Source organism: Wolbachia endosymbiont of Drosophila bicornuta (genome assembly GCF_028982105.1).
Lineage (GTDB): Bacteria > Pseudomonadota > Alphaproteobacteria > Rickettsiales > Anaplasmataceae > Wolbachia > Wolbachia pipientis.
Map to the genome: position 1 here is coordinate 1 of NZ_JAPQLF010000049.1, position 16628 is coordinate 16628.

Consider the following 16628-nt stretch of genomic DNA (forward strand, 5'->3'; position numbering starts at 1 on the left):
ATACTGTCGAAAAAGCTTGTTCGTGTAAAACTCAACACAATGGATTTTCTGAAAAGTTTTCGAGTATATTATATTTTTAATTTGTAGAATAAGGTTTTTTCCTTTTTGCATATTTCACCTAAAAAGGACACATTTTAGACTTCTTTGTTGAAATAAAACAGAAACAAAAGTGCTGTCCCTTGCACTCTTTGGATAATTTAATGATAAAAAATTTAGAGAGAAATTTTATACACAATCTCTGACATTTTTCCTTAAGTTGACGCCATTGCCTGAACGGATACAACTTAATTTTTAATCTGCAGGAGTCAAGTTGAGAATGTCCAATTTTCCACTTTCTTTATAGCATAACATACTTCAGCGCCTCTTGCTCCTCTTGAAGTCCAATGGGCTCACCACTTATGTGTAAATTAATCGTTAATGTTGTACACGTTCTTTTCTTTTTCTACTCTCTCTTGCTCTTCAATACAATATATAGCAAGCGGATTAGCTTTAAGTCTTTCGACTCCTATTTCTTCTCCTGTTCCATCGCAGTAACCATAAGTGCCTAATTTTATTTTTTCTAACGCCTCCTTAATTTTTTCTTTTCTATCTTTTCGACGCTTGATTAATTCCTCGTTTCCACTATCTTCATCAGAATAGTATGTATCAATACTATTATCTTCTAGTTCTTGTTTCTCTAACTCAGCGAGTATTGATTGTAACTTTAAGCTGAAGTATTCCAGTTGTTTTACGCTCATATATTCTTCATCTTCTGAAGGAGTGTAATCTTCTGGTGACTTTATTTTTGGTAACTTTTCCATAATTGCATTATCAAAAAAATAATAAAACCTATATAATTTATGAACAAAAAATTATACTACCTCAAAGTAAACACTATAATTTATAATAAACATTTAAAAGCCTAGTATGATCGACTCAGTAAAAAAATTAGTAATAGATGATAAGAACTTTACCTATATAGTATGTATTTTTATCATAATGTTAAGTTTATCTTCATTTACACTTAAAAACAACAATAAACAAGAAGTTATGTTAACATTAACATGGATATGTGCTACATTTGTTTTGCAGATTTCTACAAATAATTTGTTTACATCTGATTATCATGATGGAATATTAGAGCAAATCTTTGTACAGCCACTCTCTTCTAGGCTTATAGTTGCTTATAAAATTTTCGCTCACTGGTTATTATTTGGGTTACCGATTTCAGTAATTTCTTCCATATTCAGCTTTGCAATTCTAGGCAATAGTATTGAACACTCAATAGCAGTTGGAGTGTCTTTATTATTTAATACGCTGATAATCAATAATATTTCAGCTACTGGAAATGCATTGATGATTGGTCAAAACAACTTAGCATCAGGAGTATCGCAAATTCTTGTTTTGCCAATGATAATGCCAACCTTTGTGTATTTTAAAATGCTAACTCAATTTGAAAATTTATCCTTGAATATTTATACACTACTAATCACCATCTTAGTTTTTGTTATTTTGATTGTTAACAGCACCATAACTACTCACATGGCACTAAAATTTGCTGTGGAACAGGATTGAAAAATCTTACTGTTATTCAGTAGGCTTCTTGCATAACCTAGAAAAAAGGCAAATAGTTATTATAGATTTAGGTTTATCGACAATTTGAAAAACCTTCATTCCAGCATCCTTCCCTGTCATCCAAGTAGCCCTTCGTTGTCATCCCAGTGTCAAAAACTGGGATAACAGCTAACCTGACAACCGTCATCCCGCTACTTGTTAGCGGCTAAGAGATACCGTGACGGCATGACGGTTCGCGGTGGCATGACGATAAGCCTCATCATCCCGCTACGTGTTAGCGCCGCGGCGGTATGACGATTCGCAGCGGCATGACGAGAAAGGGGCTACTTGGATGATACCTTTTTTCTACTTAGTTTGGGTTATGCAAGAAGTCTATTCCTTCATAAGGAGAAGTAGTTAAAGGAATTTACTCTATTTCTCCCTCTTTTTTTATTATTTTTAATCTATAGTTAACGTAAAAGAGATATGCAAAAACACTATTGATCCATAGTCTGCAAATTATTAATAACACTTACTTTAAAGAACCTCACTTTACGCTGATCTTTGAGCGCTCTTCTGTGGTATTTTGTAAGAGTATAACTTGTGAAATCGTCTTCCCTATAGATTAAAGAGTTACACTGCTTTATATGTGATGCTATCCACTCTGCATAGTCCTGATGATCGGTTGCAATGAATATTTCCCCTGTTATAAGTATTTTTTTTGCTAATAAATTTAAAAATTCCGTATTAATTAATCGTCTTTTATTGTGACTTCTTTTTGGCCATGGATCTGGAAAGAGAATAAAGAATCTTTCAACACTGTTATCAGGAAAATTTGCAATCAATTCTCTTGCATCTTCTGTCCACATTAAAATATTTTTTATGTTCCTTATTTCTATGTTTGTTAGCAAGCGAGAAACCCCCTTTAAGTAGGGCTCACATCCTATAAATAATAGATCAGGTTCATTGAGCACCTGGTAAAGCATATTTTCACCGTTGCCAAAGCCTATTTCTACCCATATTCTTTTTTGTGAATTTACAATTTTCTCTATAGATTCCTTGCTGTTTTGAATAGAATATTTTTCCAATATTTCATCAACATCAGGTTTTAGCCTGGACCTTCTGGAGAACGATCTAATCCACTTGCTATTCTTAAATAGCATATTCTTGATACATATATAATTTTCTCACTATATTTTATATAGCTTAAACAATTCTCGAAATGAGTTAATGAAAAATTACTTGTCAATAATTGTTAATATTATATAATATATGAGTTCTAATAAAGTTTAAGTTAAAGGTATGAATAATAATAATCCAGTCGTAAATCTACCGGTTACTATCAGAAAGCTATCATCAAACAAATTTATAGAAGAGATATGTCAAGGCCAATTTGAGGATCAAGATAATACCTTGTTTGAAGATTCTTTTGTTAACAAAATTAAAGAAGGAGATGTGGTAGAAGGTGTAATTACAAGAATAAACCCTAACGACGTTGTGGTTGATATTGGTTTAAAATCTGACGGGAGAATTCTGATCAAGGAACTCGGTTGTAATGATGAGGTCATTATTGGCTCGAAAATCAGAGTTTATGTGGAAAGAATTGAGGATTATCATGGTAATGTTGTTCTTAGTCGTGAAAAAGCAATTAGGGACGAAAAATGGAATAAGTTGGAAGAAGATGCAGTTACAAGGGCTGAAGTAAGCGGAGTTATTAAACGCTCAATTAAATGTGGCTTTATTGTTGATCTTGGTGACGGAATAAGCGCTTTTTTACCGCTGAGTCATGTGGATTTGAAGCAAGTAAAAGATGCGAAGCACCTTATTGAAACTGAACAAAAGTTCATCGTGCTTAAAATGGATAAGAAGCATGGCAATATTGTAGTATCAAGAAAGCTGGTGTTAGAAAAATTGCACGCTGGTGAAAAAATTAAATTTTTAGAATCTTTAAATGAAGGCGATATAATAGAAGGGAAAATAAAAAGTATCACTCATTACGGTGTATTTGTCGGTATTCATGAATCAGATGTAGTGGGAGTTATAGATGGATTGTTACATATTACAGATATCTCTTGGAGTAGGGTAAGTCATCCGTCTGCAGTTTTTACTTGTGGTCAGACTATAAAAGTTAAAATTATAAAAATAGATAAGGAAAATGCTAAAATTTCCTTGGGTGTGAAGCAGCTAGAAGATAGCCCTTGGCAAGATGCAGAGTCAAAATATCCAGTTGATAGTGTGCATAAGGGTTATGTAACAAGCATAGAAGACTATGGATTATTTGTTGAGCTTAGACCTGGAATTGAAGGTTTAGTGCACTCGTCAGAAATAACTTGGGTTAAGAGTAATTTACCAGTTAGTAGTCTCGTAACAAGGGGACAAGAAGTATATGTAAAAATTCTCAGTATTGACATTGCTAAGAGTAGGATGAGTTTAAGCATGAAAAGGTGTGTAGACAACCCTTGGCAAGTATTTATCAATAAGTATCCTCCTGGTTCTATTGTTTCTGGTGAAGTGAAGAATAATACCGGCTCATATGTATCTGTTGCTTTCGGTGATTCTGAAATAGATGAGAACGTAGAAGGGACAATATATGTGAAAGATTTTAGTTGGTCTAAAAATGGTTCAGATGAGATAAAGAAGTATAATGTAGGTGATAAAATAGAAGCAAAAGTAATAAGGGCTAACGTGAATCGGGCAAGAATTTATCTTGGAATAAAACAAATAGAGTATGATCCTCTTGAAGAACTGATAAAGAAAGTTAAGGTAGGTGATAAAATACAGGTTATTGTAGGTAAGAGAGAAGATAATGGACTAGTCGTTGAAGTTGAGAACGATGTAACCCTTCTAATAGATCAAGAGCATTTACCAGAGAATAAAAAATTCTCTATATCAGAAAAAATAGAAGTTGAAGTATTGGGTGTTGAAGAATATAACATAGCATTATCTGCTAAGTGGTAAGGTTTACTTATTTTGGCTTCATATAAATGGCAACAAAGTCTGATATAATAGCGAGGGTAGCAAAAAGACATCCTTTTTTAGATAAGATTGTTATAGCAGCTATAGTTGGTAGATTTTTTTGGATACTTTCAAGCACATTGAAACATCATAATAGAGTTGAAATTAGGGGGTTTGGTTCTTTTTCAGTTAGAAGTTATAACTTGAAAGAAGCAAGCCATTTAATGTTACAGAAGTTTACAAAGAATCAATACTTTAAAACATATTTTCGTAGCAGTAAAAAATTATCTGATTTGATAAATGAATAAAAATTTATACCATAAATAAGATGAAAGTAGGGGTTTGAGTTTATACTGTACGATAGAAATTTTTAGCACCATATGCAAGTAGTAGAAATAGTTATACGTAATAACACATATAAAATATCTTGCGAAAGTGGGAAGGGGAATCATTTATTACGCCTTGCTAATAGTTTTGACAAGTTAGTTAGTTCTGTATCTCAAAAAACTGGAGGTAAGGGTTCGGATGCATTAAATTTCTTACTTGCAGCACTAATTCTTGAGGATAAAATTTTAGAATTAACAAAGCGATTAGATGAAGTAAATCAAGAGCGCGAAAAGTATAGAAACGAGAAAAGAATAGAATATACTGAGGTACTAGATAAGGTAAATAAAATTATCACTAATCTTGAGTGCATAAAGGATTAGCTTCAATAAAGCAAGCAATTAAATTGACTATCTGACTATTCAAGCCAGGAGGGAGGTTTGTCTTACGATTTATGTAACAATATAATTCGTAATCATCAAGATCAACTATTTTTTCGTATTCGATTAGTTCGCTTAAGGAAAATTTATCAAGATATTTCAATGCGAAATGCCCTAAAAGTATATCGGTTTCTTTGCAACCCCTATGCCAGCTTCTATATATTAATTTTCTTCTGAGTAGTGAGGTATCTGTCATTACAATTAAACTTTTTTTAATTTAAAAGTTAAACTAAATACTTGTCAAGCGAGGCGCGTTTTAATATACTTAACATTTTGTTAAGATCTAAATATACAGGTGGAATTAATTTCTAATCTTATCCATCAATTTAGCGATGGAATATGTTATTTTTTGTCATTTTCTTTAATGATTTCTGTAATAGTATTCGTGCATGAATATGGGCATTATGTTGTTGCCAAAGCATGCAAAGTTAAAGTTGAATCTTTTTCCATAGGTTTTGGTCCTGAAATTTTTGGTTTTAACGATAAGTCTGGAACTAGATGGAAATTAAGCGTTGTTCCATTGGGTGGTTATGTTAAAATGCTAGGGGACAAGAATGCAGCAAGTGTCCCAGCTGATCAACAAAATTTAACCGAAGAAGAAAATTTGTATTCATTTCGTACAAAACCGCGGCATAAAAAAGCAGCAGTAGTTTTTGCAGGGCCTTTTGCAAACATGGTATTTGCTGTTGTAGCTTTTACAATATTTTTTAGCATAGCAGGTTATTATCGCACTCCACCGGTGATTAGAAATGTAATCGAAGGTAGTGCAGCTAAGCAAGCTGGTTTGTTGCCAGGTGACGCTATTACACAAATCAATGAGCATAAAATAAAATACTTTGAAGATATTTCACGTGTGATAATGTCGAATCCTAAAACAAGAATGGAGATTGAGTATAGCAGAAATAATGAGAAGCACAGGACCAGTTTAACTCCATTAATAATCAAGGACAAAGACGTTTTTGGCAACACAATAGAAAGAGAAACTATAGGGATTATTTCAGTCAATACATTAAAGCAGTCGTCTTTTCTTGGGGCTGTGAGCTTATCAGTAAGTGAGACTTACCACACTATGTGCTTAACGATCAAAGCTCTCTTTCACATTATTGTTGGTAAAAGGAGTATCAATGAAATAGGTGGGCCAATAAAAATCGCAAAATATTCAGGACAATCAGCTAAAAAGGGATTTATTATGGTTCTATATTTTATGGCAATCATTTCAGCTAATTTAGCTGCAATTAACTTGCTGCCAATACCACTGCTAGATGGTGGGCATTTATTTCATTATATCATAGAAGCGGTTATACGTAGGGATTTAAGCTTGAAATGTCAAAAATATGCAGCTATTTTTGGTGCTTTAGTGTTGTTTTTGCTTATGGCAACTGGAATGTCAAATGATATTAGGGATCTTTTTTGAAATAAAATATGAAAAAGCTATTTTATATACTGGTAGTGGTTTTTATTTCTTTTCCTGCCCTGCTTGTTGCTTTAGGAACTGCGGAAAAAGTGCAGGTGAAAGATGTCAAATGTATTGGTAATGAGAGGGTAAGCAACCAGACAATAGGGTTCTATATAAAACTAAAATCTGGTGATTATATAAACGACGGTGATATAGACTCAATTATAAAAGATCTATATAAAACAAAGTTATTTGCTAGTGTTAATGCTTACATAGATGATAAAAAAAATTTAGTAATAAAAATTCAAGAAAATCCACTGATTAACAAGGTAGTGTTAAAAGGCAATAAGTTATTTAACAGCAAAGAGCTGCTAAGTAATGTGATTCAATCAAAGTCGCTAACTATTTTAACTGAAACAAAATTGCAAAACGATTTAGTGAATTTAGTCACTACTTATAGAAATAACGGTAAGATTGGTGTTAAAATTGAATATGACCTGAATAAGCTTGATGGCAATAGGGTCAATCTAATTTTTAAAATAAAAGAAGGCAAAACCTCTAAAATTAAGGATATAAGATTTATAGGCAATAAAAACTTTTCTGAAAATGAGCTAGAGCAAGTTATCAAAAGACATAGTAATGATATATTTAGTAAGTTATTTAGAGCTATTTTTAAAGGCGGAAATCATTATTCACCGCAATATCTATTGATTAACACAGAATTGCTCGATCATTTTTATTCATCTAAAGGATATATTCAAAATAATATTCAACCAATTGTTGAGGTTGATAATAACAATCAAACAGAGTTAACTTTTTTGATTGACGAAGGACAGCAGTATTTATTTGGAAATAATGAGGTTAATATTGAAACTGAAATTCAGGATTTGAGCCTAAAAGAAGAAATATTGGATTTTATAACAGAGGAAAACGATCAGATATTTAATAGAGTTAAAATTAATAATACAGTAGAAAAAATAAACAAATATTTAAATGAGAAAGGATATATATTTGCAAAAGTTAATCCAGAGTATGCACAACGTGACAATGTTGTAGATGTAACCTACAGAGTGCTGCCGGGTAAAAAGATTTATATAAATCAAATTACAATTGATGGTAACGATCGCACTTTAGATAAAGTGATCAGAAGTAAGCTAAGTGTAGCAGAAGGTGATGCGTACAATATATCTGAGATTCAAAAGTCACGTAAAAAACTAATGAGTAGTGATTTTTTTGAAACAGTGAAAGTAAATAGTTATGCAGTTAATGATAATGCAGTAAATCTTGACTTAAGTGTTAAAGAAAAAAACACTACTTCGTTGTATTTGGGAGGAGGTGTGTCTCTTCCTGGTGGAGCATTGATTAAAATTGACCTCAAAGACCGTAATTTATTTGGTACTGGAAAAGAGCTCTCTTTTGCTCTTGAAAAAAGTCAATACGTATTTTCTACTGATTTAGAGTTTGTTGAAAATAATTTTAACGATTCTGATACGTCACTAGGCATGGGTGTATTTTATGAAAAACAAGATAAACCAAACACTACTTTTGATAGTTGCGATATGGGATTTTTTACAAAGTTATCATATAAAGTCACAGAGAACTTAACTAATTCCCTTCGCTATTCTTATAAGTATAATCATATACACATGGATAATAATGGTGGACAAGACACCGATATCTCTGAAATAATACTGGACCGAAAAGGTAAACATCAGATTTCATCAGTGGGATACACGTTGGCATATAATAAACTGGATAATCTATATGCTCCAAAAGAAGGGTATTTACTGCGCTTAAGTCAGGATATTTCAGGATTGGGAGGAAACGTGAATTTCCTAAAATCTGAATTCTTATCTTTTTATACGCACCATATATTAAGCAAAATTGACGATGATATAACGCTACGCTTTAAGATGGCGGCAGGTCATATTTTTTCTTATACTGATGAAAATCTAAACATTGGCCAGCACTTTTTTAAAGGGGGTAATGAGATTAGAGGGTTTGACCTTTCCGGTATTGGACCAAGAGCAGAAGACAAAAATAAAAGCTCATTAGGAGGCAAAACTTATTTTAATCTAACACAGCAAGTGGATTTTCCTCTACCAAAACTATATGACTATGCTGGTATCAAAGGCTCACTATTTGTTGACTATGCAACACTTTTTGGCTTAGATGATAAAAATAAGAAGTATGAAGGGAAATACTACGATAGCAAGCTCGTGAGAGTGTCACCAGGTTTTGGCTTTTCAATGCTTTCTCCTTTTGGTAGACTTAGATTGGATTTCGGGTTTCCTTTAGTAAAGGAATCTTATGATATAATACCATCACCAAATGTTAAATTTTCTATTGAAGCGGGGATTTGAATGAAATATATACAGTTATTTATATCAGTTATTGCCTTAATTATTTCCTTATTTGTGGGGTATAAGTTTGTAGGATATCAACCTCAGAACACAAAAGCTGCAATTATCGATAGTGACAAAGTCATCAATGAATCTCTTGCTCTGCAAAATATACAACAACAAATAAAGGAGCAGAATTCTAGATTACAACAAGAATTTGAAAGTGAGTTAGAAAAACTTAAGCCATCAAAAGAAGAATTTGAACTTTTGTCAGAAGAAGCAAAAAAAGAAAAGACAGAACAGTTTAATAAGCACACTGTAAATACTAGAGATAATTACGCTAAAAAAATGTTACATTTAGAAGAAAGCTATAGAGACGCAGTAGAGAGTGTTTTTAACAAGATAAAAGAAGTCGCTAAAAAAACGGCAGAAAAAAACAACATAGATTTGGTACTATTTATTTCAAAAAAGAACCAAGTTTTATACTCCATGGATGAAGTTGATTTATCAGATGTGGTATTAAACAATATAAACAAGAAAATACCTGAATTTGCTTTGAAAGGCATTGAGTAGGCTTATGCAATTTAATATCAGTGATATTATAAAAATATTACCACATTCTTATCCGTTTCTCTTAGTAGATAGAGTTATAGAGTGTGATCCTGGTAACAGTATAAAAGCAATCAAAAATGTGACTTTCAATGAGCCGTTTTTTATTGGCCACTTCCCTGGTCATCCAATAATGCCAGGAGTCTTGATAATTGAATCTCTAGCTCAGGCATCTGCTATATGTGTTCTAGGTAAAGAAACAATAGAAAATAAAGTTGTTTACTTGAGATCCATTGAAAATGCAAAATTCAGAAAGCTAGTTACTCCAGGGGACACATTGATTCTTCAAGCTAACATTCAAAGTGTGTGTTTAGGTGTACACAAATTTAGGTGTATTGCATCTGTTAGCGAAGAAAAAGTTGCAGAAGCAACAATCTCAGCAGTATTGCAAAATAAATAAAATCTTCATCTGTAAGAAACAGCATGTACACTGTATAGTATAGCAATGAAGCTGAATTTCAACATCTCATTTTCTAATCTATATACTCGCAATGGATTAATAAAATTAGATGAGACATTTTTGAATTATATCAAATCATGTGATGAGAGCTTGTTTTGTTCATTAATTGAAGCAAGAGAAAAAGCAGCTTCTTCTTCGATGTCATCACATTGTCACCTCCCATCATCCCAGTGTCACCCCCAGTCATCCCAGTGCTTGACACTGGGATCTAGAAAACAAGAAGGACGGTCAGCTACTTGGATGACAGATAGTCAGTTAATAGTAGACCTCTCATATTTACTTGATGAATTTATTGCAAAACTTTTCAATGTTGAAAAAGAAATAGAGGAGCTAAAGAAAAAGCACAACGACTTTGCTGTAATATGTAAGTGCAAAAGATTATTTGTCCAACGCTATGCATTGAAGAAATACACTAATGTGGCGAATATAGATATTACTAACAAACTAAGTCATTTTCTCACTTTGCCAACAACAGAAAAAAATTTTGCTGAGCAGGTGATGCATTGGTTTGAAGATAAAGAAAATCACAAAGAAGAAATAGAACTTGCAGCACAATATGCAGTGTGGAGAGTAAAAAATAAACAGAGTATATTATTCAGTATTCATAAAAAAATCGACCACGAAAACCTCATACCATTTTCTAAAAAAGAAGTGGACAAAGTTGAAGTGCTGTATTCAAATGAAGTAAAAAGACGATACGGTTTTGATCTAACAAGCAAAAAGGTGAGTTTGAATAAAGCACTAGATAATGCTCACTACTGCATATTTTGTCATAAGCAAAGTAAGGACAGCTGCTCAAAGGGGCTAATTAATAACGACAATACTTTCAAAAAGTCTCCACTTAGAGTTGAACTGCACGGCTGCCCACTAGAGCAGAAAATATCAGAAATGAATCTGGTGAAAAGCGAAGGGTACAGCATAGCAAGTCTTGCAATTGTGATGATAGATAACCCATTATGCGCGGCTACTGGACACAGAATATGCAATGACTGCATGAATTCGTGCATATATCAAAAACAAGAACCCGTAAATGTGCCAGCAATTGAAACAAGGATTCTGGATGATGTGCTCAGTTTACCGTACGGATTTGAAATATATTCTCTGCTCAGCCGTTGGAATCCTTTAAATTTTCAGCGTTCATTGCCAAGAGGAAACACTGGAAAAAACGTTCTAGTTGTAGGCCTTGGTCCTGCTGGTTTTAATTTAGCTCATCATTTGTTGAATGATGGGCATAACGTTATCACCATTGATGGACTAAAGATTGAACCTTTGATCGATAATTTCCAGCTAATTAAAGATTTCAAACACGAAAAATTGAGTGAACGCACGGCAGGAGGGTTTGGTGGGGTGGCAGAATATGGTATTACTTCTCGGTGGGATAAGAATTACTTAAAGATTATTAGATTACTGCTGGAAAGACGTGAGCATTTTGCACTTTATGGAGGCATTCGTTTTGGTGGCACGATTAATGTTGATGACGCGTTCAACTCGGGTTTTGATCACATCGCCCTAGCACTTGGCTCTGGCAAGCCACGAATGATCAAAATAAAGAATATACTAGCTCGTGGAGTACGTATGGCATCTGACTTTCTTATGTCGTTACAACTGACTGGTGCTCTTAAATTTGATTCTATAGCAAATCTGCAAGTTCGTATGCCGATAGTTGTCATAGGTGCGGGGCTTACTGCGATTGACACTGCCACTGAAGCTTTAGCGTATTATCCAATTCAAGTAGAAAAATTTCTTCTTCGTTATGAGATATTAGTTGATAAGTATGGAAAGGACTGTGTTGAAAAAGATTGGACAGAAGAAGAACACAAAATTGCAAATGAGCTCATATCGCACGCAAAGTTGATCCAAGCAGAGCAAGAGTTAGCAAAAAAAGAGAATAGAGAAATAAAAATATTAGAGTTGATGCAGAGCCTCGGGGGAGTGAAAGTTATATATAGAAAAGAGCTAAAAGATTCACCGAGTTATCGATTAAATAGCGAAGAGGTGCAAAATGCACTGTCAGAAGGAATTTACTTTATTGAAAACTTAGAGCCAGTTGAAGTTGTGACGGATAAATATAACCATGCTGAATCAATAAAACTGATAGAAACAAAATCCGGCGAAATCAAACGTATAAAAGCACGTTCTATTTTTATAGCAGCAGGTACTGAGCCAAATACGGTTATTGCAACAGAAGATGAAAAGCATTTTAAATTAAGTAATGGGTATTTTACTCAATTGAATTCATTGGGAAAAGAAATAGACCCAATATTTTCTCCTAAAATGCAAAATAAAGACAGAATATTAGTATACAAGCAAGGCAATAAAACAATTAGCTTTTTTGGTGACCTTCATCCTTCGTATAGCGGCAGCGTCGTGAAAGCTATGGCAAGTGCTAAGAACGGCTACCCTATTATTTCTCAGCTTTTGAGTGGAGTTAATAGCTTCGTTTCTGTCATTCCAGTGTGTGATGTTGTGGGCCAGAAAAAAAATGCGTGGTCAAGTGTTGAAGACCTGGCTAATAAAGAATTATTTAATAGAATCAAAGAGCAATTCACTGCAAAAGTCATAAAAGTTCAATATTTAACAGATAAAGTGATAGAAATAGTGATTAAAGCACCTCTTGCGGCAAAGAATTTTAAACCTGGACAATTTTTTAGGTTGCAAAATTTTGAAACCAATAGCAGAAAAACTAACCTTGCTATGGAAGGTATAGCTGTGACTGGCACTGAAGTAGACAAAAAAAAAGGAATTATTTCCACTATTGTGCTGGAAATCGGCGGCTCCACTAATTTATGCAGACACTTAAGAGAAGGCGAGCAAATAATTCTTATGGGCCCAACTGGCAGACCTACTGAGGTTTACTAAGTCTCAATATTAAAGTGATGCCAAATTTTATTTCAAAAAGTAAATAATTTACTAACGCTCGTGCACAAATTAAAAATAAATTATGCACGAGTGTAGCGTTATGAATTAGGAGTGCTATACTGAAGCTTACCTCACTATTAAAGCTATCGGTCAGATTAGATTAAAAACCTAATCTGACCGGTTTCTCTATAACCCTCTAAACTCTGATATAATTATATGATAATTAGTTTAATTAGTGGTTAATATGCAAATTGATTTTATTCATATATTGAGATAGCATAAACCATATTGGTTTTAATTATTGTGCAACTTTATAAATCGTCACTGTTACTTCTACTGACTGTATTAATAGTTATAGTCCTAAAATTACCTGAAAATTTGAGCATTGCAGTAAATTGGTCTCTCCCAATTCTAGATTTTGATTTATCTTTTCGTACCATACTAATATCTTTTTTATCAGTTGCATTTTTAGCTGTTCTACCAGCACAAAATTTGACTTTTTCAGAGATGCTATCTTTTGCTGCTTACACTATTAGTTCACTTTATGCAGTTTTATCTGAACATATGATATTGGTTATAATATTCTGTGAATTAATGACCATCAGTGCATTTTTTATTATCGCAGCTAGCTGTAGAGATAGTCGACCTGCAATAAGGTACGCTTGTGTACACTTTTTCGTTGGAGTTATATTAATAGCAGGATTGGCACTTCAAAGCACTAACATGATAATTTTGGGTTTATTGATAAACTGCGCTTGTTTTCCTTTTTCATTTTGGGTTGTTGATGCATATCCTGCTGCATCGCTACATGGCACCACATATCTCTCTTTATTTACCACTAAAGTCTCTTTTTTAGTGATGCTTTTACACACTTATAACCTATGGCAAGATTGTACTGAAATATTAGCGCTTGTAGGCGCCATCACTGCAATTTACAGCATTATATTTGCTTCTCTTGAGCAAAATATTCGCAGATTTTTATGCTATAACGTTGTAGGACAAATGGGCTTGCTGATTATTGCAGGAAGTTTGCTCAGTCCTTCGGAAAAAGCAATACCAATTTTGATACTGCATATAATCTTCTCTCTTGTTTATCAATCATTATTGTTTGTGGTCAGTAATTCGATTATTTCACAAACAAAAACAATTAGTTTTAATGGAGTGGGTAAACTGATGTCAGTGGAAGGCATGTGTCCTATAATCGCAATACTTACAATGGCTGCATTTCCTGGAACCGTTGGATTTATCAGTAAATCATATATCACAGCTGAAATTGAAATGAACACTGTTGCCTTAAAAGGGTATAAAAATTTATATAAGCTTCTAAATTTGCTGCTTCATTTAAGCGTGGGGCTAAAGTTTCTTTATTACTTATTTATTGCAAAAAGTAAGTCAAAACCTTTAGCAGAGAGAGGAGGCAAAATGACTATGATTATTTTAGCATTTATATGCGTAATCGCTGGCAATCCTTACTTACCTATTTACAATAAACCTTCGATTTTCGATTTTGTGTACAACACAAAAAATATTTTGTCGCAATTTAATTTGTTACTATGTACCACTTTATTGTTTATTCCTTTACGCAAGTTATTTTACCCGAGAGTAAATTTTAAAATGGATGTTGATTGGATTTTTAGAACTTTCATATCCTATATTGTCTTGTTGTTCAATCAGTTAGTCTATAAAACTAGAGAAATGTTTGCCAGCGTAGTGCAAAACTTGACTAATCCACTTACTGGTTTATACTTTAATAATATTACTAAACTTAAAGAAGTGCTGGGTTATAACTCAGTGAGTTTTGTTTCAGCTTCTTCTCTCTTTTTAATGAGTATTCTACTAATGCTATTATGTTTAAATCGTTAACTGAAAGTTTAAATTCTGTATTTAGTAAACTGAGAGGAAAGTCAATCATTTCTGAAGATGATTTTAATCTTGCCATGCGTGAAATACGCATAGCCTTAATTGAAGCTGACGTTTCACTTGAAGTTGCAAAAAAATTCATCAACGACATTAAAGATAAAGTGATTGGGGAAAAAGTCATAAAAAGTCTTTCTCCAGCACAAATGATAATTAAAATTGTACAGGATAATTTAGTTGCAGTTCTCGGATCAGAGAAAAGTGACTTAAATCTAGCAGTTAAACCCCCTGCTGTGATTATGATGGTGGGCTTACAAGGTGCAGGTAAAACAACTACCTCAGGAAAGCTTGCTTTAAAACTAAAAAAGCAAAAGAAAAAAGTGATGCTTGCCTCTTTAGACATTTATAGGCCTGCTGCCCAGAAACAACTTGAAGTGCTAGGTAAACAAATAGATGTGCAAACTTTACCTGTAGTAATAGATGAGAAGCCCATTACAATTACAAAAAGGGCACTGGCAGCAGCAAAGAACGATAATTATGATGTATTAATACTAGACACTGCAGGCAGGCTTCATATTGACAATAATATGATGAATGAGTTGAAAGCCGTAAAGGAAATAGCTTCACCTGCAGAAGTTATTTTAGTAGCCGACGCAATGATAGGCCAGGATGCGGTCAACATTGCCAAATCATTCAATGAGGTAATAGGTGTAACCGGCATTATTCTTACCCGTGTTGATGGTGATGCACGTGGTGGTGCTGCTCTTTCTATGAAAATGATCGCCGATTGTCCAATTAAATTTATTGCTTGTGGTGAAAAATTAAGTGACCTCGATGATTTTTATCCAGATAGAATTGCAAAAAGAATACTTAGCATGGGTGATGTTGTCTCATTGGTTGAAAAAGCTGCTGAGATTGTTGGTCAGGAAGAAATTGATAAGTTACAAAAGAAAGTGCAAAAAGGTAAATTCGACCTAAACGACCTAGTGGGAATGTTAAAAACTCTGAGTAAAATGGATGGCATTAGCAACATAATGAAATTCATTCCTAGTTCATTTACAAAAAAGCTAAGTAGCAGTGTGCCGGATGACAATAAAGTGAAAAAATATATAGCCATCATAAACTCAATGACTGAAAAAGAAAGGCAAAATCCAGATATTTTAAATGGCAAAAGAAGACTTAGAATTTCTAAGGGGTCCGGAACAACTGTAACTGACATTAATCTTCTAATTAAGCAGTATAATCAAATGAGCTCTATGGTAAATAAGTTCAGTAAAGTTGACCATAGTAAACTCAAAGAATCTGATTTGATGGGTATGCTAAGCAGAAAGTAAGTCAGCAGGTAGTGGAATGAGACAAATCATCAGTAAACCTTTAGCTATATCAAAAGCGGCTTAGGTCTCGCAAAAAAATTTACAGCTTCTTGCTAGCCAAGAAATTTATTATTAATTTTAAGAAATACTATAGCTGACCCAAGCAACACGTCATACCGCGATTCATTTCATATAGCTCTTTTTACAATAATCCGAACAGACCGTAATATGCTACTGGCCTGCTATAGCAATAAACACATATCTTATCGCATTCGGACTATTATAAGAAAGGCTATAACTGTACGAACATTGTAGTGTGGGCCACCAGTGGGGTGTCATCCGAGTAGCTTGACTACTTGGATCCAGAAAAAAGAATGGTGTCATGAAAGTAGCCTCCTTCTCCTGTCATCCCAGCGCCCAGAGGTGTCATCCTTTTTTTTGGATTCCAGACTGGAATGACAGCAGTCCTACGTCATGCCACCGCGAACCGTCATACCGCGATTCATTCGCGGTATCTCTAGATCCCGCTAACAAGCAGCG

14 protein-coding genes are annotated in these 16628 nt (G+C 33.7%); 11 read left to right on the plus strand and 3 right to left on the minus strand.

Going from position 1 to position 16628, the window contains the following annotated elements; all coding sequences use genetic code 11:
• Positions 1–407 precede the first annotated feature (407 nt).
• Positions 408–800, minus strand: a complete 393-nt coding sequence (locus OZD68_RS00825; protein ID WP_010963040.1) for a TraR/DksA family transcriptional regulator — start codon at positions 798–800, stop codon at positions 408–410.
• 106 nt (positions 801–906) lie between these two features.
• Here OZD68_RS00825 and OZD68_RS00830 point away from each other — a divergent pair, with 106 nt between their 5' ends.
• Positions 907–1554, plus strand: coding sequence for a heme exporter protein CcmB (locus tag OZD68_RS00830; RefSeq protein ID WP_182309782.1), 648 nt, complete (start codon positions 907–909; stop codon positions 1552–1554).
• Positions 1555–2030: 476 nt separating this feature from the next.
• On the opposite strand, the gene trmB is transcribed toward OZD68_RS00830, so the two are convergent.
• Complete coding sequence (trmB, locus tag OZD68_RS00835) at positions 2031–2696, minus strand: tRNA (guanosine(46)-N7)-methyltransferase TrmB (RefSeq protein WP_065094748.1); 666 nt, start codon at positions 2694–2696, stop codon at positions 2031–2033.
• A 139-nt stretch (positions 2697–2835) separates the two neighbouring features.
• On the opposite strand from trmB, the gene OZD68_RS00840 reads away from it, so the two are divergent.
• The 3 genes from OZD68_RS00840 to OZD68_RS00850 all read left to right on the plus strand — a co-directional run bounded on the left by OZD68_RS00840 (position 2836) and on the right by OZD68_RS00850 (position 5195).
• The gene (locus tag OZD68_RS00840) at positions 2836–4491 is read left to right on the plus strand and encodes a 30S ribosomal protein S1 (protein ID WP_182309781.1); all 1656 of its coding nucleotides are present in this window, start codon (positions 2836–2838) and stop codon (positions 4489–4491) included.
• 26 nt (positions 4492–4517) lie between these two features.
• The gene (locus tag OZD68_RS00845; protein WP_182309780.1) at positions 4518–4796 is read left to right on the plus strand and encodes an HU family DNA-binding protein; all 279 of its coding nucleotides are present in this window, start codon (positions 4518–4520) and stop codon (positions 4794–4796) included.
• A gap of 72 nt (positions 4797–4868) precedes the next feature.
• Positions 4869–5195, plus strand: a complete 327-nt coding sequence (locus OZD68_RS00850) for a cell division protein ZapA (protein ID WP_010082086.1) — start codon at positions 4869–4871, stop codon at positions 5193–5195.
• Here the strand turns inward: OZD68_RS00850 and OZD68_RS00855 are convergent.
• Positions 5170–5448: an FAD assembly factor SdhE gene (locus tag OZD68_RS00855; protein ID WP_182309779.1), complete on the minus strand. Its 279-nt coding sequence runs from the start codon at positions 5446–5448 to the stop codon at positions 5170–5172. The two genes, OZD68_RS00850 and OZD68_RS00855, sit on opposite strands and share 26 nt — an antisense overlap.
• Before the next feature lie 99 nt (positions 5449–5547).
• Between OZD68_RS00855 and rseP the strand changes: the two genes are divergently transcribed.
• The 7 genes from rseP (at position 5548) to ffh (ending at position 16109) form a co-directional block, all read left to right on the plus strand.
• Entirely contained in the window at positions 5548–6666 is a 1119-nt protein-coding gene (gene rseP / locus OZD68_RS00860; RefSeq protein ID WP_182309778.1) for an RIP metalloprotease RseP, read from the plus strand.
• 8 nt (positions 6667–6674) lie between these two features.
• Complete coding sequence (gene bamA / locus OZD68_RS00865; RefSeq protein ID WP_182309777.1) at positions 6675–9011, plus strand: outer membrane protein assembly factor BamA; 2337 nt, start codon at positions 6675–6677, stop codon at positions 9009–9011.
• Positions 9012–9563, plus strand: a complete 552-nt coding sequence (locus OZD68_RS00870; protein WP_077188197.1) for an OmpH family outer membrane protein — start codon at positions 9012–9014, stop codon at positions 9561–9563. It begins immediately after the preceding gene.
• 4 nt (positions 9564–9567) lie between these two features.
• Positions 9568–9999 carry a 3-hydroxyacyl-ACP dehydratase FabZ gene (fabZ, locus tag OZD68_RS00875; RefSeq protein WP_182309776.1) on the plus strand — a complete coding sequence of 144 codons (432 nt, stop codon included), beginning with the start codon at positions 9568–9570 and terminating at the stop codon, positions 9997–9999.
• A gap of 45 nt (positions 10000–10044) precedes the next feature.
• Complete coding sequence (locus OZD68_RS00880) at positions 10045–12918, plus strand: FAD-dependent oxidoreductase (protein ID WP_182309775.1); 2874 nt, start codon at positions 10045–10047, stop codon at positions 12916–12918.
• 303 nt (positions 12919–13221) lie between these two features.
• Positions 13222–14781 (plus strand): proton-conducting transporter transmembrane domain-containing protein, encoded by a 1560-nt coding sequence (locus OZD68_RS00885; RefSeq protein WP_182309799.1) that lies wholly within the window; start codon positions 13222–13224, stop codon positions 14779–14781.
• Entirely contained in the window at positions 14766–16109 is a 1344-nt protein-coding gene (gene ffh, locus OZD68_RS00890; RefSeq protein ID WP_182309774.1) for a signal recognition particle protein, read from the plus strand. Before OZD68_RS00885 ends, ffh begins: the two co-directional genes overlap by 16 nt.
• Positions 16110–16628 lie beyond the last annotated feature (519 nt).

Coding starts and splice junctions, on each gene's coding strand:
- OZD68_RS00825 (WP_010963040.1), bottom strand. CDS start 800: ATGGAAAAGTTACCAAAAATAAAGTCACCAGAAGATTACACTCCTTCA.
- OZD68_RS00830 (WP_182309782.1), top strand. CDS start 907: ATGATCGACTCAGTAAAAAAATTAGTAATAGATGATAAGAACTTTACC.
- trmB (WP_065094748.1), bottom strand. CDS start 2,696: ATGCTATTTAAGAATAGCAAGTGGATTAGATCGTTCTCCAGAAGGTCC.
- OZD68_RS00840 (WP_182309781.1), top strand. CDS start 2,836: ATGAATAATAATAATCCAGTCGTAAATCTACCGGTTACTATCAGAAAG.
- OZD68_RS00845 (WP_182309780.1), top strand. CDS start 4,518: ATGGCAACAAAGTCTGATATAATAGCGAGGGTAGCAAAAAGACATCCT.
- OZD68_RS00850 (WP_010082086.1), top strand. CDS start 4,869: ATGCAAGTAGTAGAAATAGTTATACGTAATAACACATATAAAATATCT.
- OZD68_RS00855 (WP_182309779.1), bottom strand. CDS start 5,448: ATGACAGATACCTCACTACTCAGAAGAAAATTAATATATAGAAGCTGG.
- bamA (WP_182309777.1), top strand. CDS start 6,675: ATGAAAAAGCTATTTTATATACTGGTAGTGGTTTTTATTTCTTTTCCT.
- OZD68_RS00870 (WP_077188197.1), top strand. CDS start 9,012: ATGAAATATATACAGTTATTTATATCAGTTATTGCCTTAATTATTTCC.
- fabZ (WP_182309776.1), top strand. CDS start 9,568: ATGCAATTTAATATCAGTGATATTATAAAAATATTACCACATTCTTAT.
- OZD68_RS00880 (WP_182309775.1), top strand. CDS start 10,045: ATGAAGCTGAATTTCAACATCTCATTTTCTAATCTATATACTCGCAAT.
- ffh (WP_182309774.1), top strand. CDS start 14,766: ATGTTTAAATCGTTAACTGAAAGTTTAAATTCTGTATTTAGTAAACTG.